Genomic DNA, 17,708 nt, shown 5'->3' on the forward strand with positions numbered 1-17,708 from the left:
TAGAACACGTGAGTCAATTTTTCCAGATTCATCCGGAAAACCCGCAAGCGCGCCTGATCAAACAGGCTGTGGAAATCATCCGTGGCGGTGGCGTAGTGGTCTATCCCACCGACTCGTCCTACGCCATTGGTTGCCAGATCGGCGATAAAAATGCGGTCGAGCGGGTAAGACGCCTGCGTCAGCTGGACGACAAACACAACTTCGCGCTCATTTGCAGCGATCTCTCGCAGTTGGGCTTGTTCGCCAAGATCGACACCGGCACCTTCCGCCTGCTCAAGGCCCATCTGCCGGGCCCTTATACCTTTATCCTGAATGCCACCCGGGAAGTCCCGCGGCTGTTGCTGCACCCAAAGAAGCGCACCATCGGGCTGCGAGTGCCCAGCCATCCCATTGCCCTGGCGCTGCTGGCGGAACTCGGTGAGCCGTTGATGAGCGTGACGCTGATCATGCCTGGCGAGACCGATCCGCTGACCGACCCTTATGAAATGCGCCAACTGCTCGAGCATCAGGTCGACCTGATCATCGACGGCGGTTACGGCGGCATGAAGGCGTCCACGGTGATCAACCTGGCCGACGGCGAACCACAAGTGGTACGCGTCGGCTGCGGCGATCCGACGCCGTTCATGGTCGAGGCCTGAATGTCGGTTGTGGAAACCGCGGTCGAAAACGTCGACAGCCAGGCCGGCGCGCAACAGGAGCTGCCATTCGCCATGGTCTATGGCCAGGCGGTCATGGAAATGCCCCTGGACCTGTACATCCCGCCGGATGCGCTGGAAGTTTTCCTCGAAGCCTTCGAAGGCCCGCTCGACCTGTTGCTGTACCTGATCCGCAAACAGAACATCAACATCCTCGACATCCCGGTGGCGGAAATCACCCGCCAGTACATGGGCTACGTCGAGCTGATGCAGTCGGTGCGCCTGGAACTGGCGGCGGAATACCTGGTGATGGCGGCCATGCTGGCCGAGATCAAGTCGCGCATGCTGCTGCCGCGCTCGGCCGAGGTCGAGGCGGAAGAGGACGATCCCCGGGCCGAGCTGATCCGTCGCCTGCAAGAGTACGAGCGCTTCAAGGCCGCGGCCGAAGGCATCGACGGCTTGAGTCGGGTCGGGCGCGATGTGCAGGTGCCCAAGCTCGACGCCCCCGAGGCGCGGGCGCGCAAATTGCTGCCGGACGTGAGCCTGGAAGAGTTGCTGATGTCCATGGCCGAGGTCCTGCGCCGGGGCGACATGTTTGAAAGTCACCAGGTCAGCCGTGAGGCATTGTCCACCCGCGAGCGCATGAGCGATGTGCTGGAACGGCTCAAGGGCGGCAGTTTTGTGCCCTTTGTCGAGCTGTTCACCGCCGAAGAAGGGCGGCTGGGCGTGGTGGTGACGTTTATGGCGGTCCTGGAATTGGTCAAGGAATCCTTGGTCGAGCTGGTGCAGAATGAGCCGTTCGCAGCGATCCATGTGCGAGCCCGAGCCGAATAACGAGCAAACCGATGAATCTGACCGAACCCCGTGAACTGGCGCCCTTGCTTGAAGCTTTCCTGTTGGCCTCTGGAAAGCCACAGTCGATGGAGCGTCTGTTCGAACTCTTCGAAGAAGGCGAGCGGCCTGAGCCTGCCGTGTTCAAGAAAGCCCTGACGCTGCTGGGTAAATCCTGCGAAGGGCGGGCTTTCGAACTCAAGGAGGTAGCGTCCGGCTACCGTTTGCAGATCCGCGAAAAATTCGCCCCCTGGGTCGGGCGCCTGTGGGAGGAGCGGCCGCAGCGTTATTCCCGCGCGATGCTCGAAACCATGGCGCTGATCGCCTATCGCCAACCGATCACCCGGGGCGAGATCGAGGATGTGCGTGGCGTGGCGGTCAACAGCCACATCGTCAAGACCCTGCTGGAACGCGAGTGGATCCGCGTCGTCGGCTATCGCGACGTGCCGGGCAAGCCAGCGATGTTCGCCACCACCAAGGCGTTTCTCGATCACTTCAACCTGAAGAACCTCGACGATCTGCCGCCGCTGGCCGAACTGCGGGAGCTGGAGCCCGAGCCGATGCTCGAATTCGACGACGCCCCGGTGCCCCAGGCCTTGCAGGAACTGGCCGATGCCAGCGCCGAGCCCGAAGAGCCGAAGGAAGAGACCAGTTTCCACTCGTTGTTGCTGGAGCTGGACACCATGGAGGAGGGCTTGAAGACCGACTTCGATGACCTGCTGCGTGACGCTCCTGATCCTGAAGGTGAGCCGGATGGGCTGGCGGAGCCCGATAGTGCGGTGGAACCCGAGCCCGAAGCGGAATGGGAACCGGAACCTGAAGAAGACATCCTCGGCGTTGCCCAAGCCCGGGAAAAACTGCTCGCCGCCGTCGCCGCCCTCGAGCCGCCGGAACCCGAGCTGAGCGACGAAGAAGCCGAGGCCCGCGCCCTGGCCGAAGCGATCGAAAACGAACGGCGCCAGTTCGACGACTGACACACCTCCTTCCCTTGTGGGAGCGAGCCTGCTCGCGAAAGCGTCAGCTCAGTCAGCATCAGTTTGACTGATACACCGCCTTCGCGAGCAGGCTCGCTCCCACACAAAATCCCGGGTGAATCATGAGCTCCACCAAAGACCCCTGTATCAGCCTCTGCAAGTTCGACGAAGATATTTGCATCGGTTGCGGACGCAGCAAGCGCGAGATCAAGGCCTGGAAAAAACTCGACAAGGACGACAAGCGCGCCGTGCTGGCCGAAGCGGCGCTGCGCCTGATCAAGCTGGGTGCCACCGGTCGGCGGAAAAAGCGCTGAGCGCGTTTCCATCAGCTAGTCTCTGATGCGCGAATCCTTCAACGAGCGTATGATTCGCGACCCTTTGGCGATCCCTTCGCCGAAAGACCCGTTTTCAAAGTGTCAGGCCAAGCCTGACTCGACCACACCGGGAGGTGCCCAGAAATGAAAGACCTAGACCAGAACGACAGCCAGGAAATCGGCCCAGCAGGCGAGAAACTGCAAAAAGTCCTCGCCCGTATCGGCGTCGGTTCGCGCCGTGACGTGGAAGCCTGGATCACCCAGGGCCGCATCAAGGTCAACGGCAAAGACGCCACCTTGGGCCTGCGTGTCGACATGCACGACGCCATTACCATCGATGGCAAGGTGATCAAGCGCGAAGAGGCAGCCGAAACGGTGCGCCGCGTGATCATGTACAACAAGCCCGACGGCGAAATCTGCACCCGTGACGACCCGGAAGGCCGTCCGACGGTGTTCGACAAGATGCCGCGTCCGAAAGAAGGCCGCTGGATCAACATCGGTCGCCTGGACATCAACACCACCGGTTTGCTGATGTTCACCACTGACGGTGAGTTGGCCAACCGCCTAATGCACCCATCCTACGAGATGGACCGCGAATACGCTGTCCGCGTGCGTGGCGAAGTCGATGACGAGATGATCGAGCGCCTCAAGGCCGGCGTCGTGCTGGAAGACGGCCCGGCGCGTTTCACCGACATCAAGCAGGCACCGGGCGGTGAAGGTTTCAACCACTGGTACCACTGCGTGGTGATGGAAGGCCGTAACCGTGAAGTGCGGCGCTTGTGGGAATCCCAGGGCCTGGTGGTCAGCCGCCTGAAGCGCGTGCGTTTCGGCCCGGTGTTCCTCAACTCCGACCTGCCGATGGGCCGCTGGCGTGAAATGACCCAGCAGGAAGTCGACATCCTCGCGGCCGAAGTGGGCCTCAAGCCTGTCTCCATGCCGCAGATGACCGCCAAGAGCAAGGACAAGCTGGAGCGGATGCAGCGCAAGTCCTCGCGTCCGATGGGCAAGACCGAGCGCGTGCGTACGCTGCGTCCGGCGGCCGATGGCGCAGCGACTGGCCCGCGTCCTTCCCGTGAACCGCAGATCGAAGGCGAGCGTCCGGCCCGCAAGCCTGCGCCACGTCAGGACGGCGAGCGCGGCCCGCGTACGCCACGTCCGGCCAACGGTCGTACCGAGCGCGGCGAAGGTCGCGGTGCTCCGGCGGGTCGTGGGACGCCGGTCGCTGATCGTCCGGCCGACACCAAGCGTCCGGCCAAGCCGGCGCCAAAAAAACGCCCGGGTATCATCCTGGCCGACCGCGATGCACCGTCGGGCAAGCGCCGTGGCGCGCCGGCAGGTTCGGGGCAGCGTCCGGGGTTTGGGCGTCGTAAGCCGGAGTAATACAGCTGCGAGCTACAAGCTTCTAGCTGCAAGAAAAAACGCCAACCGTTGGGTTGGCGTTTTTTTTGGTCTGGCTTTAGTGATGTGGTGCAGTCGAGTCCGCCTTCGCGAGCAAGCTCGCTCCCACAGGGATTGCGTCGAATACAAACTGGGTATTCACCGCAGTTCAAACTGTGGGAGCGAGCTTGCTCGCGATGGCGCCATCAGCTTCACAGAAGATCCAGCCTAAAGCACAAACCGCCCATCAAACACCGGCTCCTTGTCCAACGCCAGCACACCCCCCTGGAAAATCAGATCCAGGTGATGGCTACCCTTGGCCCCGCCACCGAGCCCCAGGTGCAAGCCGCAATGGCGCTCTTCGAAACCGGCATTGCGAGCGTACAGGCCCTTGACCCCTTCGTTGGTGCCGATGCCCAGTTCCTCGATGCGGCGGTTGGACGGGTTGGCGTCCAGGTACTTGTTGAAGTCGTGTTCCAGGCCCGGTACGTCGGTGGCGATTTTCTGGATCGTGGAATCTTCGATCCACAACTCCAGCGGCGATTGCAACACTCCGTACTTGCGCGCGAAGGGAATCGTGCTGAGGAACGTGCCGACAAATTTCACCCGGCCATTGATGGTGTCGCTGTGAGTGGCGATTTCGCCTGGGGCCAGGTCGTAGTTGCCGACGCCATTGATATCGGTCCACTTCTTGACGCTGTTCAGCGCCGTGTCGAAATACGAGCCGTGCTCATCCTCGAAGCTCAACGTCGTGGCCTGGGACATGCGGCGGATGAGGTGGCTGTTGAGCCCGGCGATGCGTTGCGGAATGACGCTGAAGGTGTCGTAGAAATATTCGCCGTAATCCTTGAACAGCAGCGATTTCTTCCAGTTTTCCGCCATCACGCCTTGCAGCGCACGGACAAAGTCCGGGCCGTCGGGGCGGGGATTGGGCAAGGTCGAAGAGTCATAGAAAAAAATGTACAGGTCGCTGTCGGCAATTGCCTGGGACAGGCGCTCCGTAGGCTCGAGATCCAGGCGCATGGCGCTGAACCTGAACGGCGAGCCGCTGCCGGCCTGTTCGGCGATTGCGCCAGTCAGGGCTTCGTAGTCGGCCGTGTGGCCGAGCAACACCTTGGCGGGCTGGATGCCGGCCAGGGCGGGATGATGTTCGAGGTAGTAAAGGAAATGAGAGATGGCTCGTTGGGTGTCCATGCTTATTCTTCCTTGGCGATTGATGTGGCGTCCCTCGCGGCAAATGGCGGAGCCGACCGGCCGGATCAGCTCCGCCGGGTAGCGCTTACAGAGGCCACATTGCCGTGCCGAACGGCACAACGGCGTCGGCTTGCATCATTTCAACGGCGGCTTCATGGGTCGGCGCTTCGAACCATTCATCCAGTTGCAGTTCGGTTTCCAAGTCTTTGTCCAGTGCTTGCATAGTGAATCTCCTAGATGACTTTTGCGGAAAACGCGGGCCGATCCGGCGGGCAGAACCCAACTGAATCGGCACCGCAAAAACTCGCCGGCACGATGCCTGGGCAAGTGGCTGAAAACCTAGTCGAGGGTTTTTTGGAATGCAAAAAAATATTTTATTTTTTTCGTTTGAACTTTTTGTTCTATTTTTTCGCGGCAAATTAGCTATTGAAAAACAGCCGGCTGGCGGCGGTTTTTTATTAGGTAGCTAGCTACCGTCAATTTGCAGTCATCCTTCGGAAACTTCCTGCATGGAAAGTTTGCGTTACGGCTTGTAAAGGAATACTGACGGTTTTGACCGGTCGAGCGAACCGGTATCGGTATTTGGGAGGGCTGTAAGGAAAAGCTGCCGAGTGGCTCGGCTTGACGCGTTTTCTGATACTTCGCAGCGCTTGTTTCAAGCCCGCGGGAAGGGTCAGATGCGCGCCAGACCTCAAGTGCGGGGTGAAACGCTGGTCTGCTGGTGTCTGGCAGCGAAGGTACTGCAGTGTACAATGCGCCGCGTTTTACTGTGACCCTTCGCGTACCCACGCACTTTCAAGGTTATCCGCCTTGTTCACTCCGCCACGCCACAAGCGTGTCGGGTCCGATTTCGTCACAGATAAAAACAAATAGGTGACGCATGACCGTTGTAGAAAATACGCACTCAGGCGAGCTGAAGCGCGGCCTGAAAAATCGCCACATCCAACTGATTGCCCTCGGTGGCGCAATCGGTACCGGATTGTTCCTCGGCTCGGCGGGGGTGCTGAAATCAGCCGGCCCGTCGATGATCCTCGGCTACGCAATCTGCGGCTTCATCGCGTTCATGATCATGCGCCAGTTGGGCGAAATGATTGTCGAAGAGCCGGTGGCCGGTTCCTTCAGTCACTTCGCGCACAAATACTGGGGCGGTTTCGCCGGATTCCTGTCGGGCTGGAACTGCTGGATCCTCTATATCCTGGTGGGCATGTCCGAGCTGACCGCCGTCGGCAAATACATCCATTACTGGGCGCCGGACATCCCGACCTGGGCCTCGGCGGCAGCGTTTTTTATCCTCATCAACGCGATCAACCTGGCCAATGTCAAAGTGTTTGGCGAGGCTGAGTTTTGGTTCGCGATCATCAAGGTGGTAGCGATCGTCGGCATGATCGCCCTGGGCAGTTACCTGCTGGTCAGTGGTAATGGCGGCCCGCAGGCCTCGGTTACCAACCTGTGGTCCCACGGTGGGTTCTTCCCCAACGGCGTCAGCGGCCTGGTGATGGCCATGGCGATCATCATGTTCTCCTTCGGCGGCCTGGAGATGCTCGGTTTCACCGCTGCCGAAGCCGACAAGCCGAAAACCGTGATCCCCAAGGCCATCAACCAGGTGATCTACCGGATCCTGATTTTCTACATCGGTGCGCTGGTGGTGCTGCTCTCGCTGACACCATGGGACAGTCTGTTGACCACGCTCAACGCCTCTGGCGATGCCTACAGTGGCAGTCCGTTCGTGCAGGTGTTCTCGATGCTCGGCAGCAACACCGCGGCGCACATCCTCAACTTCGTGGTGCTGACCGCCGCGCTGTCGGTGTACAACAGCGGCACCTACTGCAACAGCCGCATGTTGCTGGGCATGGCCGAGCAGGGCGATGCGCCCAAAGCGCTGGCGAAAATCGACAAGCGTGGCGTGCCGGTACGGTCGATCCTCGCTTCGGCGGCGATCACGCTGGTGGCGGTGCTGCTGAACTACCTGATCCCCCAGCATGCGCTGGAGTTGCTGATGTCGTTGGTGGTTGCCACCCTGGTGATCAACTGGGCGATGATCAGCTACTCGCACTTCAAGTTCCGCCAGCACATGAACCAGACTCGCCAGACGCCGCTGTTCAAGGCGTTGTGGTACCCGTACGGCAACTACGTCTGCCTGGCATTCGTGGTGTTCATCCTCGGCGTGATGCTGCTGATCCCGGGCATCCAGGTCTCGGTCTACGCGATTCCGGTGTGGGTGGTGTTCATGTGGGTGTGCTACGTGATCAAGAACAAGCGCAGTGCCCGGCACGAACTGGCTGTGGCGGCTGCCGCCAAGTAAGTTTTTCGCCAGTAAAACAGACCCGGCCAAGTGCCGGGTTTGTTGTTTCAAGGGCACACACACAAACCTTCTGTGGGAAATCCCTGTGGGAGCGAGCTTGCTCGCGATAGCGGCGTGTCAGTCAACATCTATGCTGCTGATCCACCGCCATCGCGAGCAAGCTCGCTCCCACATTGATCTTCAGTGTTCACAGAGTGTGTGTGGTCACCATCACTCCCATGGGGAGCAGGTGCGGTCTTGAGAATTCGCGGTATCCTGTGGAGCCTGACACCGGACGCATTCCATGCTGGTCATTTCCAACACCGTGCACATCCCGGACGCCGAGATCGAGCTGACGGCCATCCGCGCCCAGGGCGCCGGCGGGCAGAACGTCAACAAGGTTTCCAGCGCCGTGCACTTGCGCTTCGACATTCCCGGCTCGTCGCTGCCCGAGTTCTACAAGGAGCGGCTGCTGGCCCTGCGCGACAGTCGCATCACCAGCGACGGCGTATTGATCATCAAGGCCCAGCAATACCGCACGCAGGAACAGAACCGGGCCGATGCGCTGGAGCGTCTGGTCGAGCTGATCCTCAGCGCCACCAAGGTCGAAAAGAAACGCCGTCCGACCAAGCCGACCCTGGGTTCGAAAAAACGTCGTCTCGAATCCAAGACCAAGCGCGGCTCGATCAAGGCCGGGCGCGGCAAGGTGGACTTCTAGTGCCTGTCCCGCTCCTCGCGATACCGAGGGGCCTGGCGATACAGGTAGACGCTCAATGCCAGCCCACCGAGGGCTGCCAGCGCGGCGAACAGAAAGATCGAGGCAAAGCCGAAACCCGCGGCAATCGCGCCGGCCAACGGACCGGTGATGCCCAACGACAAATCGATGAACAGTGAATAGGCGCCCACTGCCGCCCCACGGCTGGAGGCCGGTACCAGGTTGACCGCTTCCACCCCCAGCGCCGGGAATACCAGCGAAAACCCGAAACCACTCAACGCAGCCCCCGCCAGGGCCCACTGCGCATCCGGCGCCAGCCACAACAGCAACAGGCCCAGGGTTTCCACCGAGAGGCAGGCGATCGCCACCCGGAAGCCACCGAGACGGTTGATCAGGTTGCCGAACAGCAAACGCGCACCGATGAAACTCGCACCGAAGAGACTCAGGCAGAGCACGGCGTTATCCCAATGCCGGGTGGCGTAGTACAAGGTGATGAAGGTGGCGATGGTGCCAAAACCGATGGAGCCCAAGGCCAGGCCGCAACCATGCGGCAGCACGCGTCCGAGCACATGCATGAACGGCAGGCGTTCGCCGGTGACGATCGGCGCGGCGGTTTTCGGCCAGGCCAATGCCAGCCCGAGCATCGCCAGCAGAATGATGCTCACGCCCATGCTCCACAGCCCCAGGGATCTGACCAGCCAGACCCCCAGCGGCGCGCCGATCGCCAGCGCGCCATAACTGGCGATACCGTTCCAGGAAATCACCTTGGCGGTATTGGCCGCGCCGACCCGGCCGATGCCCCAGCCAATCGAGCCGGAGCCCACCAGGCTTTCCGCGCTGCCCAGCACCAGGCGTCCGACCAGCAGGCTGCCCAGGCTCAGGGCCGGCATGCCCGCGGTCCAGGCCGAGACCAGCATGAACACGCCGCTCAGGCCACATCCGGCCAGGCCGAACATGACCGCCCGCTTGCTGCCCAGGTTGTCGATGATGCGCCCCGCATAAGGCCGGCTGAGGAGGGTGGCCAGATACTGCACGCTGATGACCAGCCCGGCGATCACCGCACCGAAACCCAGCTCGCCATGGACGAAGCCGGGCAGTACGGCCAAGGGAATACCGATGTTCAGATAGCCGATGAAGGTGAACAGGACGATGGAGACGACTTGCAGCGTGACCGCCAAGGGGCGCTGGGAATCTGGCATGGGTAAAAGGTCCACGGGGCAGCTGGATAGATAGGCTGCTTATGATAACGGCGACCGCGTGGGCAGGGCGTGGAAAAGTAGAACTATTTGCCGGACGGCGTCTCGCCAGGGGTTTTGCCAGCGACCAGATGCGTGGTGACGAGAGCGGCCAGGGCGTTTTCTTCCGTGCCGAAGCGGGCCAGCAGGGCGGCTTGTTTTTCGGGGGAGAGACGGGTCCAGATGTCGACCATTTTCTCGGCGGTGTCGATCAGGACGCTGGCCTGGGCCGGGCTGAAGGAGGAGGTGTCGTCGGTCATGGTGCTGGGCTCGGATTCAGGCGGTGTGGAAAGCGCATCTTAGCGCTTTCCACACAGTCTGTTGGTGCCGGTGTATCAGTCTTCGCTGTCGGCCTGGCGGCGTTCAGTGGCTTGCGGCGGCTCGGGTTGCTGGGCGTCAGGTTGCCCCCCGGCTTGTAGCGTGGGCGTCTGCTCAGGTTCGTGCAGGCTTGGGAAGGGGAGATTAGGAATCTCGTGCATTTCGCGCTCCTCGCAAAGTCTGTTGATCGATCGGGTAGATCCGCGCTTGTACAAAGCGTGGGCAGGATACCCCAGAAGAAATGACAAAAAGACTTTTTAATCCAGGCGGAGCGACAAAAGGAGTTGTCCGGACAGGTCATGTTCACTGGCGGAAAACGACGTCATTACCGGTGGTCGCCAAGGCTCAAGAGCGGGGCATGCGTGCCGATGGCATGCTATATCCCGCACGCTCATTTGCGACAGTGGACCCTGGACATGGACGGTCCTTTTTGCCGAGAGATCGACTCCATGTTTTTACAAAAATCCCTGAAAGCCCAGATCCTGGCGTTGCTGAGCGGCAGCTTGCTGGCAATGCTGCTGATCGCCCTGGCGTCCTTCCATTTCCTTTCCGATGGCATCCAGAATTATCGCAACCTGATCGACGGGCCGTTGCGTGCGTCGCAATTGATCGACGAGGCCAACCTGCAATTCAAGGTCCAGGTCCAGGAATGGAAAAACGTGTTGCTACGTGGCAAGCAGCCGGCGGACCTGGAGAAATACTGGAAGCAATTCGAAGACCGTCAGCGTGATGTCCAGGGGATCCTTGGCGAGCTGATCAAACACGGCGGTGTTCCGGCTCAGATCAAGACGCGCATCGAGCGCCTGCGAGGCGAACATGCCCAACTGGGCGCAGCCTATCAAAAGGGTCGTGATGCGTTTGTAACGGCCGGCGGCGACGCGGCGGCAGGTGATGCCGCGGTCAAGGGCGTGGACCGTGCAACCAGCGAGCAGATGAGCGAGCTGGTGGTCGAGCTGCACAAACTGGGTGATGAGCAGTCGGCGCTGATCAGTGCCGGTGCCGATCGCACGATCCTGCTGGGGACGGTGATCATGCTCGTCTCGGGAGTGCTGATCGGGTTGCTGAGCCTGTGGCTGGTCAACCGCAACCTGGTGCAGCCGATCCGTAACCTGATCGAATACGTGACGCAACTGAGCCGCGGGCGTTTCGCCGAGCGTGTGTCGAGCACGCGCCAGGATGAGCTGGGCGACCTGGCCCTTGCGGCCAACACGTTGCGCGATTTCCTTGCCGAAACCTTTACCCGCCTGCAACGCAGCGCCACCGAGCTGGACAGCGCCAGCGGTGAGTTGAACGCCATCGCCAGCCTGATGAGCCAGGGCACCAGCGAGCAATTCGAACGCACCGATCAGGTGGCGACGGCGATGAACGAAATGTCCGCCACCGCCCAGGAAGTTGCCCGCCACGCCGCCGATGCGGCGCAGGCAGCCGATGACGCCGATCATTCGGCGCAGCAGGGCGAGAAAGTGATGCAAGGCACTATTCACACGATCACGCAGATGCGCGGCGAAATTGCCAACACGGCCACGGTGATCCGTCGTCTGGAAGCCGATAGCGGGCGCATCGGCAAGGTACTGGAAGTGATCCGCGGGATCGCCGAACAAACCAACCTGCTGGCTCTCAACGCCGCCATCGAGGCCGCTCGGGCCGGTGAGGCGGGGCGTGGTTTTGCGGTAGTGGCCGATGAGGTGCGCAGTCTGGCTCAGCGCACGGCCTCGTCAATCATCGAGATCAATCAGATCATCCAGACCGTCCAGACCGGGGCGGTGGACGCGGCCCAAGCCATCGAAAGCGGGCAGTCGCGCAGTGAAGAAAGTGTCGAACAGGTAACCCAGGCCGGCGAGATGCTTGAGCGCATCACCCACGCAGTCGAAGCGATTCGCGACATGAACCGCCAGATCGCCACGGCGGCGGAAGAGCAGACCTCGGTGGCCGAGGACATCTCCCGCAACCTGACGGAAATCACCTGCATCGCCAGCACCAACCTGGACAATGTGCAGCGCACCGAAGCGGCGAGCCGTGATCTGCACGGGTTGTCCGGGCAGTTGAATGAAGTGACGGCGCGGTTGAGTGCTTGAGTGCGTTGACCGTTTGGAATAGGGCCTGATTGACGCCTGTGGCGAGGGGATTTATCCCCGCTGGGCTGCGTAGCAGCCCCTTAGCCATTCAATGCGGTGCATCAGGAAAAAACTTACGACTGCTGCGCAGCCGAGCGGGAGCAAGCTCCCTCGCCACAAAAGCTCATACGAGCGGCAAACAGGGATCGATTCAATAATCCCGGCGCTTGCGAAACGCCCAGCGCCCGGCGATCAGGGTGAACGTCGCCACCAGTGCGACGAGAATCCAGAAGCCGTGGGCATCATCGGCCAGCGGCACGCCGCCGACATTCATGCCAAAAAAACCGGCAATGATGTTGATGGGCAAGGCCAGCACCGTGACCACCGTCAAGGTGAACAGCGTGCGGTTGCTCTGTTCATTGAGGTTGGCGGCGATTTCCTCCTGCAGCAACTTGATCCGCTCGCCCAACGCGGTGAGGTCGTTGATGATCAGGGCGAACTCCTCGGTGGATTTGCGCAGCTCCTTGACGTCTTCTTTCTGCAACCATTGTGGCGGGCGATTGAGCAGCCGCAGCAACGAACCCGGCTCCAATGCCAGCAGGCGTTGCAGACGCACCAGTATCCGCCGTTGGCTACCCAGTTCGGCGCGGTTGTTGGACACCCGCGAGGACAGCAACTGGTCTTCGATCTGGTCGACGCTGAGGCTGGTCTTGCGCACGATCTGGGTCAGCACTTCGCCCTGGTCACGCAGCAGATGCACGAGCAGTTCCAGCGGCGAACGGAAGCACTCGCCAGCCTTGACTGACGAACGCAGCTTGTCCACCGAGTGTAATGGCTGCAGGCGTGCGCTGATGATCAGCCGACTGTGAACGCAAACCCACAAGGTGGACACGTCCGACGACACCAGGTTGCTGAGGTTGAATACCACATCGTTGACCACGGCCAACAAGGCCGAGTCCACATGCTCGATGCGGGTCGAGCGCGAGCCTTCGTGCAGGGCTTCGAAAAACTCCTCGGGCAAGGCCAGGTGGTTTTTCATCCAGCGCTCGCAAGCGGCATGAGCCAGGTTCAGATGCAGCCAGAGGAATTCGTCGGCGTCCTCCGGTTGCTGCAGGCATCGCAGGGCCTGGGCCGAATCGATCTCTCGCCCGCGTTCGCCGGGACGGAAGCGAAACCCGTAGAGCAGGCCGAACAGATCCGGATCGCGGTGGCTTTGATCAATGCTGTGATTCATGCGGGCTCGCTGGCGGGAGTGCCTGCCGTGGCGATGACAGGTTCACTTAGCGGCATCATTGCAGGGTTGTTTGAAGGTTTTGTGACGGTTGGACTGGGTTGGCGGGTCAGCAGCGGTTTACCTTCGGATGCAAAAAAGCCGCGCAACCGGAAGTTGCGCGGCTTCTTTATACGACTGATTAAGTATCTTGTTTATTGCTCAGGACTTTGCCGGTGGTTGCATCGAAATCAACGTCGAACTCTTTGCCATCGGCGGTTTTCAGTTCCACTTCATATTCGTAGCCATTAAAGTGATTGTCCAGGTCGGTATCGGTGATGGTAGCGCCTGGGTGCAACTTCAGGGCTTCGGCATTCATCGATTCCAGCGACTTGATCTTGCCGTCCTTGACCAATTGAGGAACCTGGTCGATTCGTACATCAGCCTGGGCCAGGCCGGCGGTGAGGGTCAGGGCGGCAGCGGTGAACAGGGCAGTCAAAGTTTTCATATTGTCTTTCCTTGGTGTCGTTAAAGGTTGATTCGTTTAAGTGGGTTCAGATTATCTCTGGCAACTTAATTCACCCTTAATTCGGAAAACTTGCAGCGGATGCGCCGATCCGCTGCTGTCCATCAGTAACCGTTCTTCTGCAAAAGTTGCGTCACACTGCCTGTTTCAGGGCGTTTGAAGTACTTGAGCAATTCGCTGGCCCGGTTGGTGAAAATGCCATCCACGCCGGCATCCATGACTTTCTTGAAGTCCACCGGCTCATCCACCGTATAGACATGCACCAGCAAACCCTGGTCATGGGTGTACTGGTTCATCCAGGGTTTCACCAGATCCGAATAACTCTGGCTGCCGCCATGGGTCAATGCTGCCGACGGGCCGGTGCCGATGGCGCCCTGGGCCTTGGCGTACTGGACCCATTTTTCGAATTCGGCCTTGTCCTTGGGCTCCTGTTTCGCGTAGTAGAGCGCCTTGTCGGTCTCGCCGGACTCGGCAAACGGCACCTTGGACTTGGGCTCGATATTGCCTTCGCCGACCCACAGCAAGAGGATTTTCGGCACCTTGGGCATTTCCTTGTGCAGCAGTTCCAGGCTGCTCTTTTCGAAGGTCTGCAATACCACCTTGCCTTTGCCCTGGCCCACACCGAGGGCGCGCTTGGCCAGCTTGGAACCGGACGGGCTCAGCCAGCCACGGTCCTGGAGCTTGTCCTTCAGGTCGCGCTCGATGCCCGGGAACAGCTTCGGTTCCTTGGTTTCGATGTAAAGCCCCGGCTTCTGTTGCGGGTTGCCCTCGGCGATATTGATGACCTCATCCAGGGTCAGGATCTTCAGGCCGACAAAGGCAGGACGCGCGCGCTCCGGGTAGGCCGCGTTGAACCAGCTGCCGGCGTCCAGCGTCTTGAGTTCGGCCATGGTGAATTGGTTGGCGGTGCTGTCCTTGCGCTCGGGGAACTTGGTGGCGACATCGGTGGTGCGTAGCAGGCTGTCGTCGTGCAGGACGAACAGCACGCCATCCTTGCTGCGTTGCAGGTCGAGCTCAAGATAATCAGCGCCCAGGTCACGGGCCAGCTTGTAGGCCGCGGCGGTGGACTCCGGCGCATCGAACGAGGCGCCGCGATGGGCGATGACCGCGGGATGGGGGATGCCCTGCTGGGTTGCCAGGGCCTTGGGACTTGGCACTTCGGCGGCGTGTGCCGGGCCGAAACCGAGCATCAGGCTCAGCATCAACGCGCTACGGGTAAAGGTGACGGGCATGCTCGAGTTCCTTTCGTGGGGGCTGTAAAACCTCTCTTTTAACAATTGAACGCTGCGGACGCTATCGCCATACCGACATTGATCCATCCGAGAGGAATTTTCCCACGCTTTTTCAAGCCGCTTTGAAGTACCCTTGGTCACCAGTTTCCCCGGCAGAGGGAAACCTCATTGTTCGCCTGCCTTGCGTGTAAACCATCGATCAGACGTCCCTCCAGACGCATCCATGAGGTTTACCATGCGCACCACTTCGACACTCATCTGCCAGGCCGCCGACCAGCTCAGGGGCTTCGTCGGCCTGAATCGCAAGACCGGCCAATACATCGTGCGTTTCAGCGAAGATTCCTTTGGCATGGACGTGGCCGCCGACGGCATCATCCCCACCTGCGAATTTGTCTGGGCCCCGGTAACGGACGGCACCATGGCGCTCAGGCGCGAGCGAATCCAGCTGTTGCTGGACCAGAACATCGACGACCGGATCAACCTTACCGAACCGCTGCGGGTGTACATGGCCCGCCAGGACTTGCCGGAAATCGTGGCGGTGCGGCAGTTGGTCGACGGTTGAACCTGGCCGCAATGTCCTTGTGGGAGCGAGCCTGCTCGCGAAAGCGTTGGATCAGTCAACATCGCCGTGACTGACATACCGCTATCGCGAGCAAGCTCGCTCCCACAGGGGATTTGGGTCGAGCCCGATATCTGGGTTCAATGAGGACCAATGTGGGAGCGAGCCTGCTCGCGAAAGCGTTGGATCAGTCAACATCGCGGTGGCTGACATGCCGCTATCGCGAGCAAGCTCCTCCCACAGGTTTTGTGTTTTGTTTCCTGGCATCAGGTTTGGCGTTGGAAGGCATAGTCCCGTTCGACCTTGCACACCCGCGTATGGCATTGGCTGTACCAGGTGGAGCGACCGCGCTCACGGATCGCGCTGTGCTCGGGATGCTGCTTCCAGGCCAGGATCGCTGCTTCATCGCGCCAGTAGGACACGGTGATCCCCCAGCCATCATCGCCACGGGCCGATTCGACGTCTAAAAATCCAGGCTGCTCCCGGGCAAGGGCGAGCATGCGCTCGGCGGCTTCGGCGTAGCCTTGGTCCCCCTCGGTACGCAGGGAGGTGAAGATCACTGCGTAATAATGGGCGCTCATGGCATTTTCCTCGCGCAGGCTGCGACAAACGCTTTGACCAGCGGCGGCACCCGGCCTTCCAACGCGGCACGTTCAGGCTGGAACAGCGTCGCGACATAAAACGGATGATCACGCAGCTCCACCGCTCGCAGGTAGCCGGCCGAATCCCGGGCTACGGCGTGCAGCCGCTCATTCAGCAAGTCCTGTTCAAAATGCGGATTGACCCCGAAGCGGCAACGGTAACCCTCGAACGCTGTCGGGCTGCCATAAGCCTTGGCGATCAGCGAGTCCACTTCGAGCTGAAGGCTGTCGATGGTTTCGATCAAGGCGCAGCTCAGCGGCGTCAGCAGCGCCCGTTCCGCCTCTGGAGAAGTTTCGCCATGGGCGGCGTTGGCCCAACCCAACACGTTGCGGGCATATTCCAGTACGGCATGCTGAAAACCACCGCAGGTGCCAAGGAAAGGGCGCCGCTGCTCGCGGGCAAAACGGATGGCTCGCAAGGCACCGCTTTCGTTCCGGTAAGGACTGCCGGGCACGCACCAGATGCCATCGAAGTCATAAAGCAGCTTGTCGTCGACGATGAGATCGGTGGCCAGCCATTGGAAACCAATGTCACAGCCGGTTCGCTCGCCAGCCAGCTCAAGTGCGAGGGGGATCGCTCGGTGAGCGGTGATTTGCGGGTCATGATCGCCGATCAGGGCGATATGGATGGGACGCTGTTTTTCCATGAGAGTCTCGCCGCTTGTTGATTCCTGCTCGCCACTATAAATTGGCGTTCACGCAATCAATATTGGCGTTTATCCAAGTGCTCAATGCAGCGACGCAATATCGCCTCGGTTATCCCGACTTATCCTTGATCCTGGCGCTGGTCCGTGGCGGCTCGCTGGCCCGGGCCGGGCGGCTGCTGGAAGTGGATGTGTCGACGGTCTTCCGCTCGGTGCGCCGTCTGGAGGCGGCGCTGGGCCAGCCCTTGTTCGAGAAAAGCCGTTCCGGATATTTACCCACGAGCCTCGCGCAGGCATTGGCCGAGCAGGCCGAGCGCGCCGAGCAGGCGCTGGAGGCCGCGCGTGTCGGGGTGGAGCAGGGCGGCAACGTGGTCAGCGGCACAGTACGCCTGACCTGTACCGACTCGGTGCTGCAGGCATTGTTGCTGCCCGCGTTGGCGCGGTTCATGCCCGCCTATCCGGCCCTGACCCTGGAACTGAGCACCACGAACGACTTCGCCAACCTGAGCCGTCGCGATGCGGATATTGCCTTGCGGTTGACCCGCACGCCGCCGGGGCATCTGGTGGGTCGAAAACTGGGCCCCGTGGTTTACCGGGTGTGTGCCGGCGCCACGTATTTGTCCTCGGCCAATGCGGATGACCTTGCCGCCATGACCTGGATCGCGCCGGACGATTTCCTGCCGGATCACCCTACCGTTGCCTGGCGCCGCCAGCACTTGCCAGGCGTGGTGCCTGCCTATCGCTGCAGCAGCATGCTCTCGGTGACTGAACTGGTGCGGGCCGGTCTGGGCGTTGCGGCGCTGCCGGATTTCCTGGTCGATGGCAACCAGGGCCTGACGCCCATTGGCGAGCCTTTGGCCGGGTATGACACGGCGCTCTGGCTGCTGACCCGGCCGGATTGCCGCGCGTTGCGCTCGGTGGTTGCGCTGTTTGACGAGCTGGGGCGCAACCTGCGGCTGAACTGAGGT

The 17,708-nt window shown here is 60.9% G+C and carries 20 protein-coding genes; 10 read left to right on the top strand and 10 right to left on the bottom strand.

All coding sequences use genetic code 11. The features are described 5' to 3' along the window. The first annotated feature begins 8 nt into the window (after positions 1-8). From PSH78_RS06645 to rluB, 5 genes are all read left to right on the top strand, one after another. The gene (locus PSH78_RS06645) at positions 9-638 is read left to right on the top strand and encodes an L-threonylcarbamoyladenylate synthase (protein ID WP_305499273.1); all 630 of its coding nucleotides are present in this window, start codon (positions 9-11) and stop codon (positions 636-638) included. A 132-nt stretch (positions 639-770) separates the two neighbouring features. Then, positions 771-1,469, top strand: a complete 699-nt coding sequence (locus tag PSH78_RS06650) for a ScpA family protein (RefSeq protein WP_305501191.1) — start codon at positions 771-773, stop codon at positions 1,467-1,469. A gap of 11 nt (positions 1,470-1,480) precedes the next feature. Beyond that, positions 1,481-2,440: an SMC-Scp complex subunit ScpB gene (gene scpB / locus PSH78_RS06655; protein WP_305499275.1), complete on the top strand. Its 960-nt coding sequence runs from the start codon at positions 1,481-1,483 to the stop codon at positions 2,438-2,440. A gap of 122 nt (positions 2,441-2,562) precedes the next feature. Continuing rightward, positions 2,563-2,754, top strand: coding sequence for a DUF1289 domain-containing protein (locus PSH78_RS06660; RefSeq protein WP_305499277.1), 192 nt, complete (start codon positions 2,563-2,565; stop codon positions 2,752-2,754). 144 nt (positions 2,755-2,898) lie between these two features. Next, positions 2,899-4,134: a 23S rRNA pseudouridine(2605) synthase RluB gene (gene rluB, locus PSH78_RS06665; RefSeq protein ID WP_305499278.1), complete on the top strand. Its 1,236-nt coding sequence runs from the start codon at positions 2,899-2,901 to the stop codon at positions 4,132-4,134. Positions 4,135-4,359: 225 nt separating this feature from the next. On the opposite strand, the gene PSH78_RS06670 is transcribed toward rluB, so the two are convergent. Continuing rightward, positions 4,360-5,325 carry a leucyl aminopeptidase gene (locus PSH78_RS06670; protein WP_305499279.1) on the bottom strand — a complete coding sequence of 322 codons (966 nt, stop codon included), beginning with the start codon at positions 5,323-5,325 and terminating at the stop codon, positions 4,360-4,362. Between the two features lie 85 nt (positions 5,326-5,410). Then, complete coding sequence (locus PSH78_RS06675; protein WP_003178782.1) at positions 5,411-5,548, bottom strand: hypothetical protein; 138 nt, start codon at positions 5,546-5,548, stop codon at positions 5,411-5,413. 657 nt (positions 5,549-6,205) lie between these two features. Between PSH78_RS06675 and PSH78_RS06680 the strand changes: the two genes are divergently transcribed. Together PSH78_RS06680 and arfB are read left to right on the top strand one after the other, a co-directional pair. Then, positions 6,206-7,627: an amino acid permease gene (locus tag PSH78_RS06680; RefSeq protein WP_305499280.1), complete on the top strand. Its 1,422-nt coding sequence runs from the start codon at positions 6,206-6,208 to the stop codon at positions 7,625-7,627. Positions 7,628-7,910: 283 nt separating this feature from the next. Then, positions 7,911-8,324 carry an alternative ribosome rescue aminoacyl-tRNA hydrolase ArfB gene (gene arfB, locus PSH78_RS06685; protein WP_305499282.1) on the top strand — a complete coding sequence of 138 codons (414 nt, stop codon included), beginning with the start codon at positions 7,911-7,913 and terminating at the stop codon, positions 8,322-8,324. Here the strand turns inward: arfB and PSH78_RS06690 are convergent. The 3 genes from PSH78_RS06690 to PSH78_RS06700 all read right to left on the bottom strand — a co-directional run bounded on the left by PSH78_RS06690 (position 8,321) and on the right by PSH78_RS06700 (position 10,035). Continuing rightward, a complete protein-coding gene (locus PSH78_RS06690; protein ID WP_305499284.1) occupies positions 8,321-9,520 on the bottom strand; it encodes an MFS transporter in 1,200 nt (399 codons plus the stop codon). The two genes, arfB and PSH78_RS06690, sit on opposite strands and share 4 nt — an antisense overlap. A gap of 83 nt (positions 9,521-9,603) precedes the next feature. Continuing rightward, the gene (locus PSH78_RS06695; RefSeq protein ID WP_305499285.1) at positions 9,604-9,816 is read right to left on the bottom strand and encodes a hypothetical protein; all 213 of its coding nucleotides are present in this window, start codon (positions 9,814-9,816) and stop codon (positions 9,604-9,606) included. A gap of 75 nt (positions 9,817-9,891) precedes the next feature. Then, positions 9,892-10,035: a hypothetical protein gene (locus PSH78_RS06700; protein ID WP_305499286.1), complete on the bottom strand. Its 144-nt coding sequence runs from the start codon at positions 10,033-10,035 to the stop codon at positions 9,892-9,894. Between the two features lie 288 nt (positions 10,036-10,323). Here PSH78_RS06700 and PSH78_RS06705 point away from each other — a divergent pair, with 288 nt between their 5' ends. Next, positions 10,324-11,949, top strand: coding sequence for a methyl-accepting chemotaxis protein (locus tag PSH78_RS06705; protein ID WP_305499287.1), 1,626 nt, complete (start codon positions 10,324-10,326; stop codon positions 11,947-11,949). Positions 11,950-12,139: 190 nt separating this feature from the next. On the opposite strand, the gene PSH78_RS06710 is transcribed toward PSH78_RS06705, so the two are convergent. The 3 genes from PSH78_RS06710 to PSH78_RS06720 form a co-directional block, all read right to left on the bottom strand. Next, positions 12,140-13,162: a transporter gene (locus tag PSH78_RS06710; protein WP_305499288.1), complete on the bottom strand. Its 1,023-nt coding sequence runs from the start codon at positions 13,160-13,162 to the stop codon at positions 12,140-12,142. 178 nt (positions 13,163-13,340) lie between these two features. Continuing rightward, positions 13,341-13,646, bottom strand: a complete 306-nt coding sequence (locus PSH78_RS06715) for a PepSY domain-containing protein (RefSeq protein ID WP_039758030.1) — start codon at positions 13,644-13,646, stop codon at positions 13,341-13,343. 122 nt (positions 13,647-13,768) lie between these two features. Beyond that, positions 13,769-14,896, bottom strand: coding sequence for a glycerophosphodiester phosphodiesterase (locus tag PSH78_RS06720; protein ID WP_305499291.1), 1,128 nt, complete (start codon positions 14,894-14,896; stop codon positions 13,769-13,771). Positions 14,897-15,131: 235 nt separating this feature from the next. Here PSH78_RS06720 and PSH78_RS06725 point away from each other — a divergent pair, with 235 nt between their 5' ends. Next, positions 15,132-15,458 carry a DUF2025 family protein gene (locus PSH78_RS06725; RefSeq protein WP_305499293.1) on the top strand — a complete coding sequence of 109 codons (327 nt, stop codon included), beginning with the start codon at positions 15,132-15,134 and terminating at the stop codon, positions 15,456-15,458. A 263-nt stretch (positions 15,459-15,721) separates the two neighbouring features. Here the strand turns inward: PSH78_RS06725 and PSH78_RS06730 are convergent, their stop codons facing one another. Then, positions 15,722-16,036, bottom strand: coding sequence for an antibiotic biosynthesis monooxygenase (locus tag PSH78_RS06730; protein ID WP_305499295.1), 315 nt, complete (start codon positions 16,034-16,036; stop codon positions 15,722-15,724). Then, positions 16,033-16,743, bottom strand: a complete 711-nt coding sequence (locus PSH78_RS06735) for a CTP synthase (RefSeq protein ID WP_305499297.1) — start codon at positions 16,741-16,743, stop codon at positions 16,033-16,035. The genes PSH78_RS06730 and PSH78_RS06735 overlap by 4 nt, the downstream gene beginning before the upstream one ends. Positions 16,744-16,757: 14 nt before the next feature. On the opposite strand from PSH78_RS06735, the gene PSH78_RS06740 reads away from it, so the two are divergent. Continuing rightward, positions 16,758-17,705 carry a LysR family transcriptional regulator gene (locus tag PSH78_RS06740; protein ID WP_305499299.1) on the top strand — a complete coding sequence of 316 codons (948 nt, stop codon included), beginning with the start codon at positions 16,758-16,760 and terminating at the stop codon, positions 17,703-17,705. Positions 17,706-17,708: the final 3 nt, after the last annotated feature.

It is taken from the genome of Pseudomonas sp. FP198 (genome assembly GCF_030687895.1).
Lineage (GTDB): Bacteria > Pseudomonadota > Gammaproteobacteria > Pseudomonadales > Pseudomonadaceae > Aquipseudomonas.

Bases quoted from the DNA above. Each gene is read 5' to 3' on its own strand.
- scpB (WP_305499275.1), top strand. From the start codon at position 1,481: ATGAATCTGACCGAACCCCGTGAACTGGCGCCCTTGCTTGAAGCTTTC.
- PSH78_RS06660 (WP_305499277.1), top strand. From the start codon at position 2,563: ATGAGCTCCACCAAAGACCCCTGTATCAGCCTCTGCAAGTTCGACGAA.
- rluB (WP_305499278.1), top strand. From the start codon at position 2,899: ATGAAAGACCTAGACCAGAACGACAGCCAGGAAATCGGCCCAGCAGGC.
- PSH78_RS06670 (WP_305499279.1), bottom strand. From the start codon at position 5,325: ATGGACACCCAACGAGCCATCTCTCATTTCCTTTACTACCTCGAACAT.
- PSH78_RS06675 (WP_003178782.1), bottom strand. From the start codon at position 5,548: ATGCAAGCACTGGACAAAGACTTGGAAACCGAACTGCAACTGGATGAA.
- PSH78_RS06680 (WP_305499280.1), top strand. From the start codon at position 6,206: ATGACCGTTGTAGAAAATACGCACTCAGGCGAGCTGAAGCGCGGCCTG.
- arfB (WP_305499282.1), top strand. From the start codon at position 7,911: ATGCTGGTCATTTCCAACACCGTGCACATCCCGGACGCCGAGATCGAG.
- PSH78_RS06690 (WP_305499284.1), bottom strand. From the start codon at position 9,520: ATGCCAGATTCCCAGCGCCCCTTGGCGGTCACGCTGCAAGTCGTCTCC.
- PSH78_RS06695 (WP_305499285.1), bottom strand. From the start codon at position 9,816: ATGACCGACGACACCTCCTCCTTCAGCCCGGCCCAGGCCAGCGTCCTG.
- PSH78_RS06700 (WP_305499286.1), bottom strand. From the start codon at position 10,035: ATGCACGAGATTCCTAATCTCCCCTTCCCAAGCCTGCACGAACCTGAG.
- PSH78_RS06705 (WP_305499287.1), top strand. From the start codon at position 10,324: ATGTTTTTACAAAAATCCCTGAAAGCCCAGATCCTGGCGTTGCTGAGC.
- PSH78_RS06710 (WP_305499288.1), bottom strand. From the start codon at position 13,162: ATGAATCACAGCATTGATCAAAGCCACCGCGATCCGGATCTGTTCGGC.
- PSH78_RS06715 (WP_039758030.1), bottom strand. From the start codon at position 13,646: ATGAAAACTTTGACTGCCCTGTTCACCGCTGCCGCCCTGACCCTCACC.
- PSH78_RS06720 (WP_305499291.1), bottom strand. From the start codon at position 14,896: ATGCCCGTCACCTTTACCCGTAGCGCGTTGATGCTGAGCCTGATGCTC.
- PSH78_RS06725 (WP_305499293.1), top strand. From the start codon at position 15,132: ATGCGCACCACTTCGACACTCATCTGCCAGGCCGCCGACCAGCTCAGG.
- PSH78_RS06730 (WP_305499295.1), bottom strand. From the start codon at position 16,036: ATGAGCGCCCATTATTACGCAGTGATCTTCACCTCCCTGCGTACCGAG.
- PSH78_RS06735 (WP_305499297.1), bottom strand. From the start codon at position 16,743: ATGGAAAAACAGCGTCCCATCCATATCGCCCTGATCGGCGATCATGAC.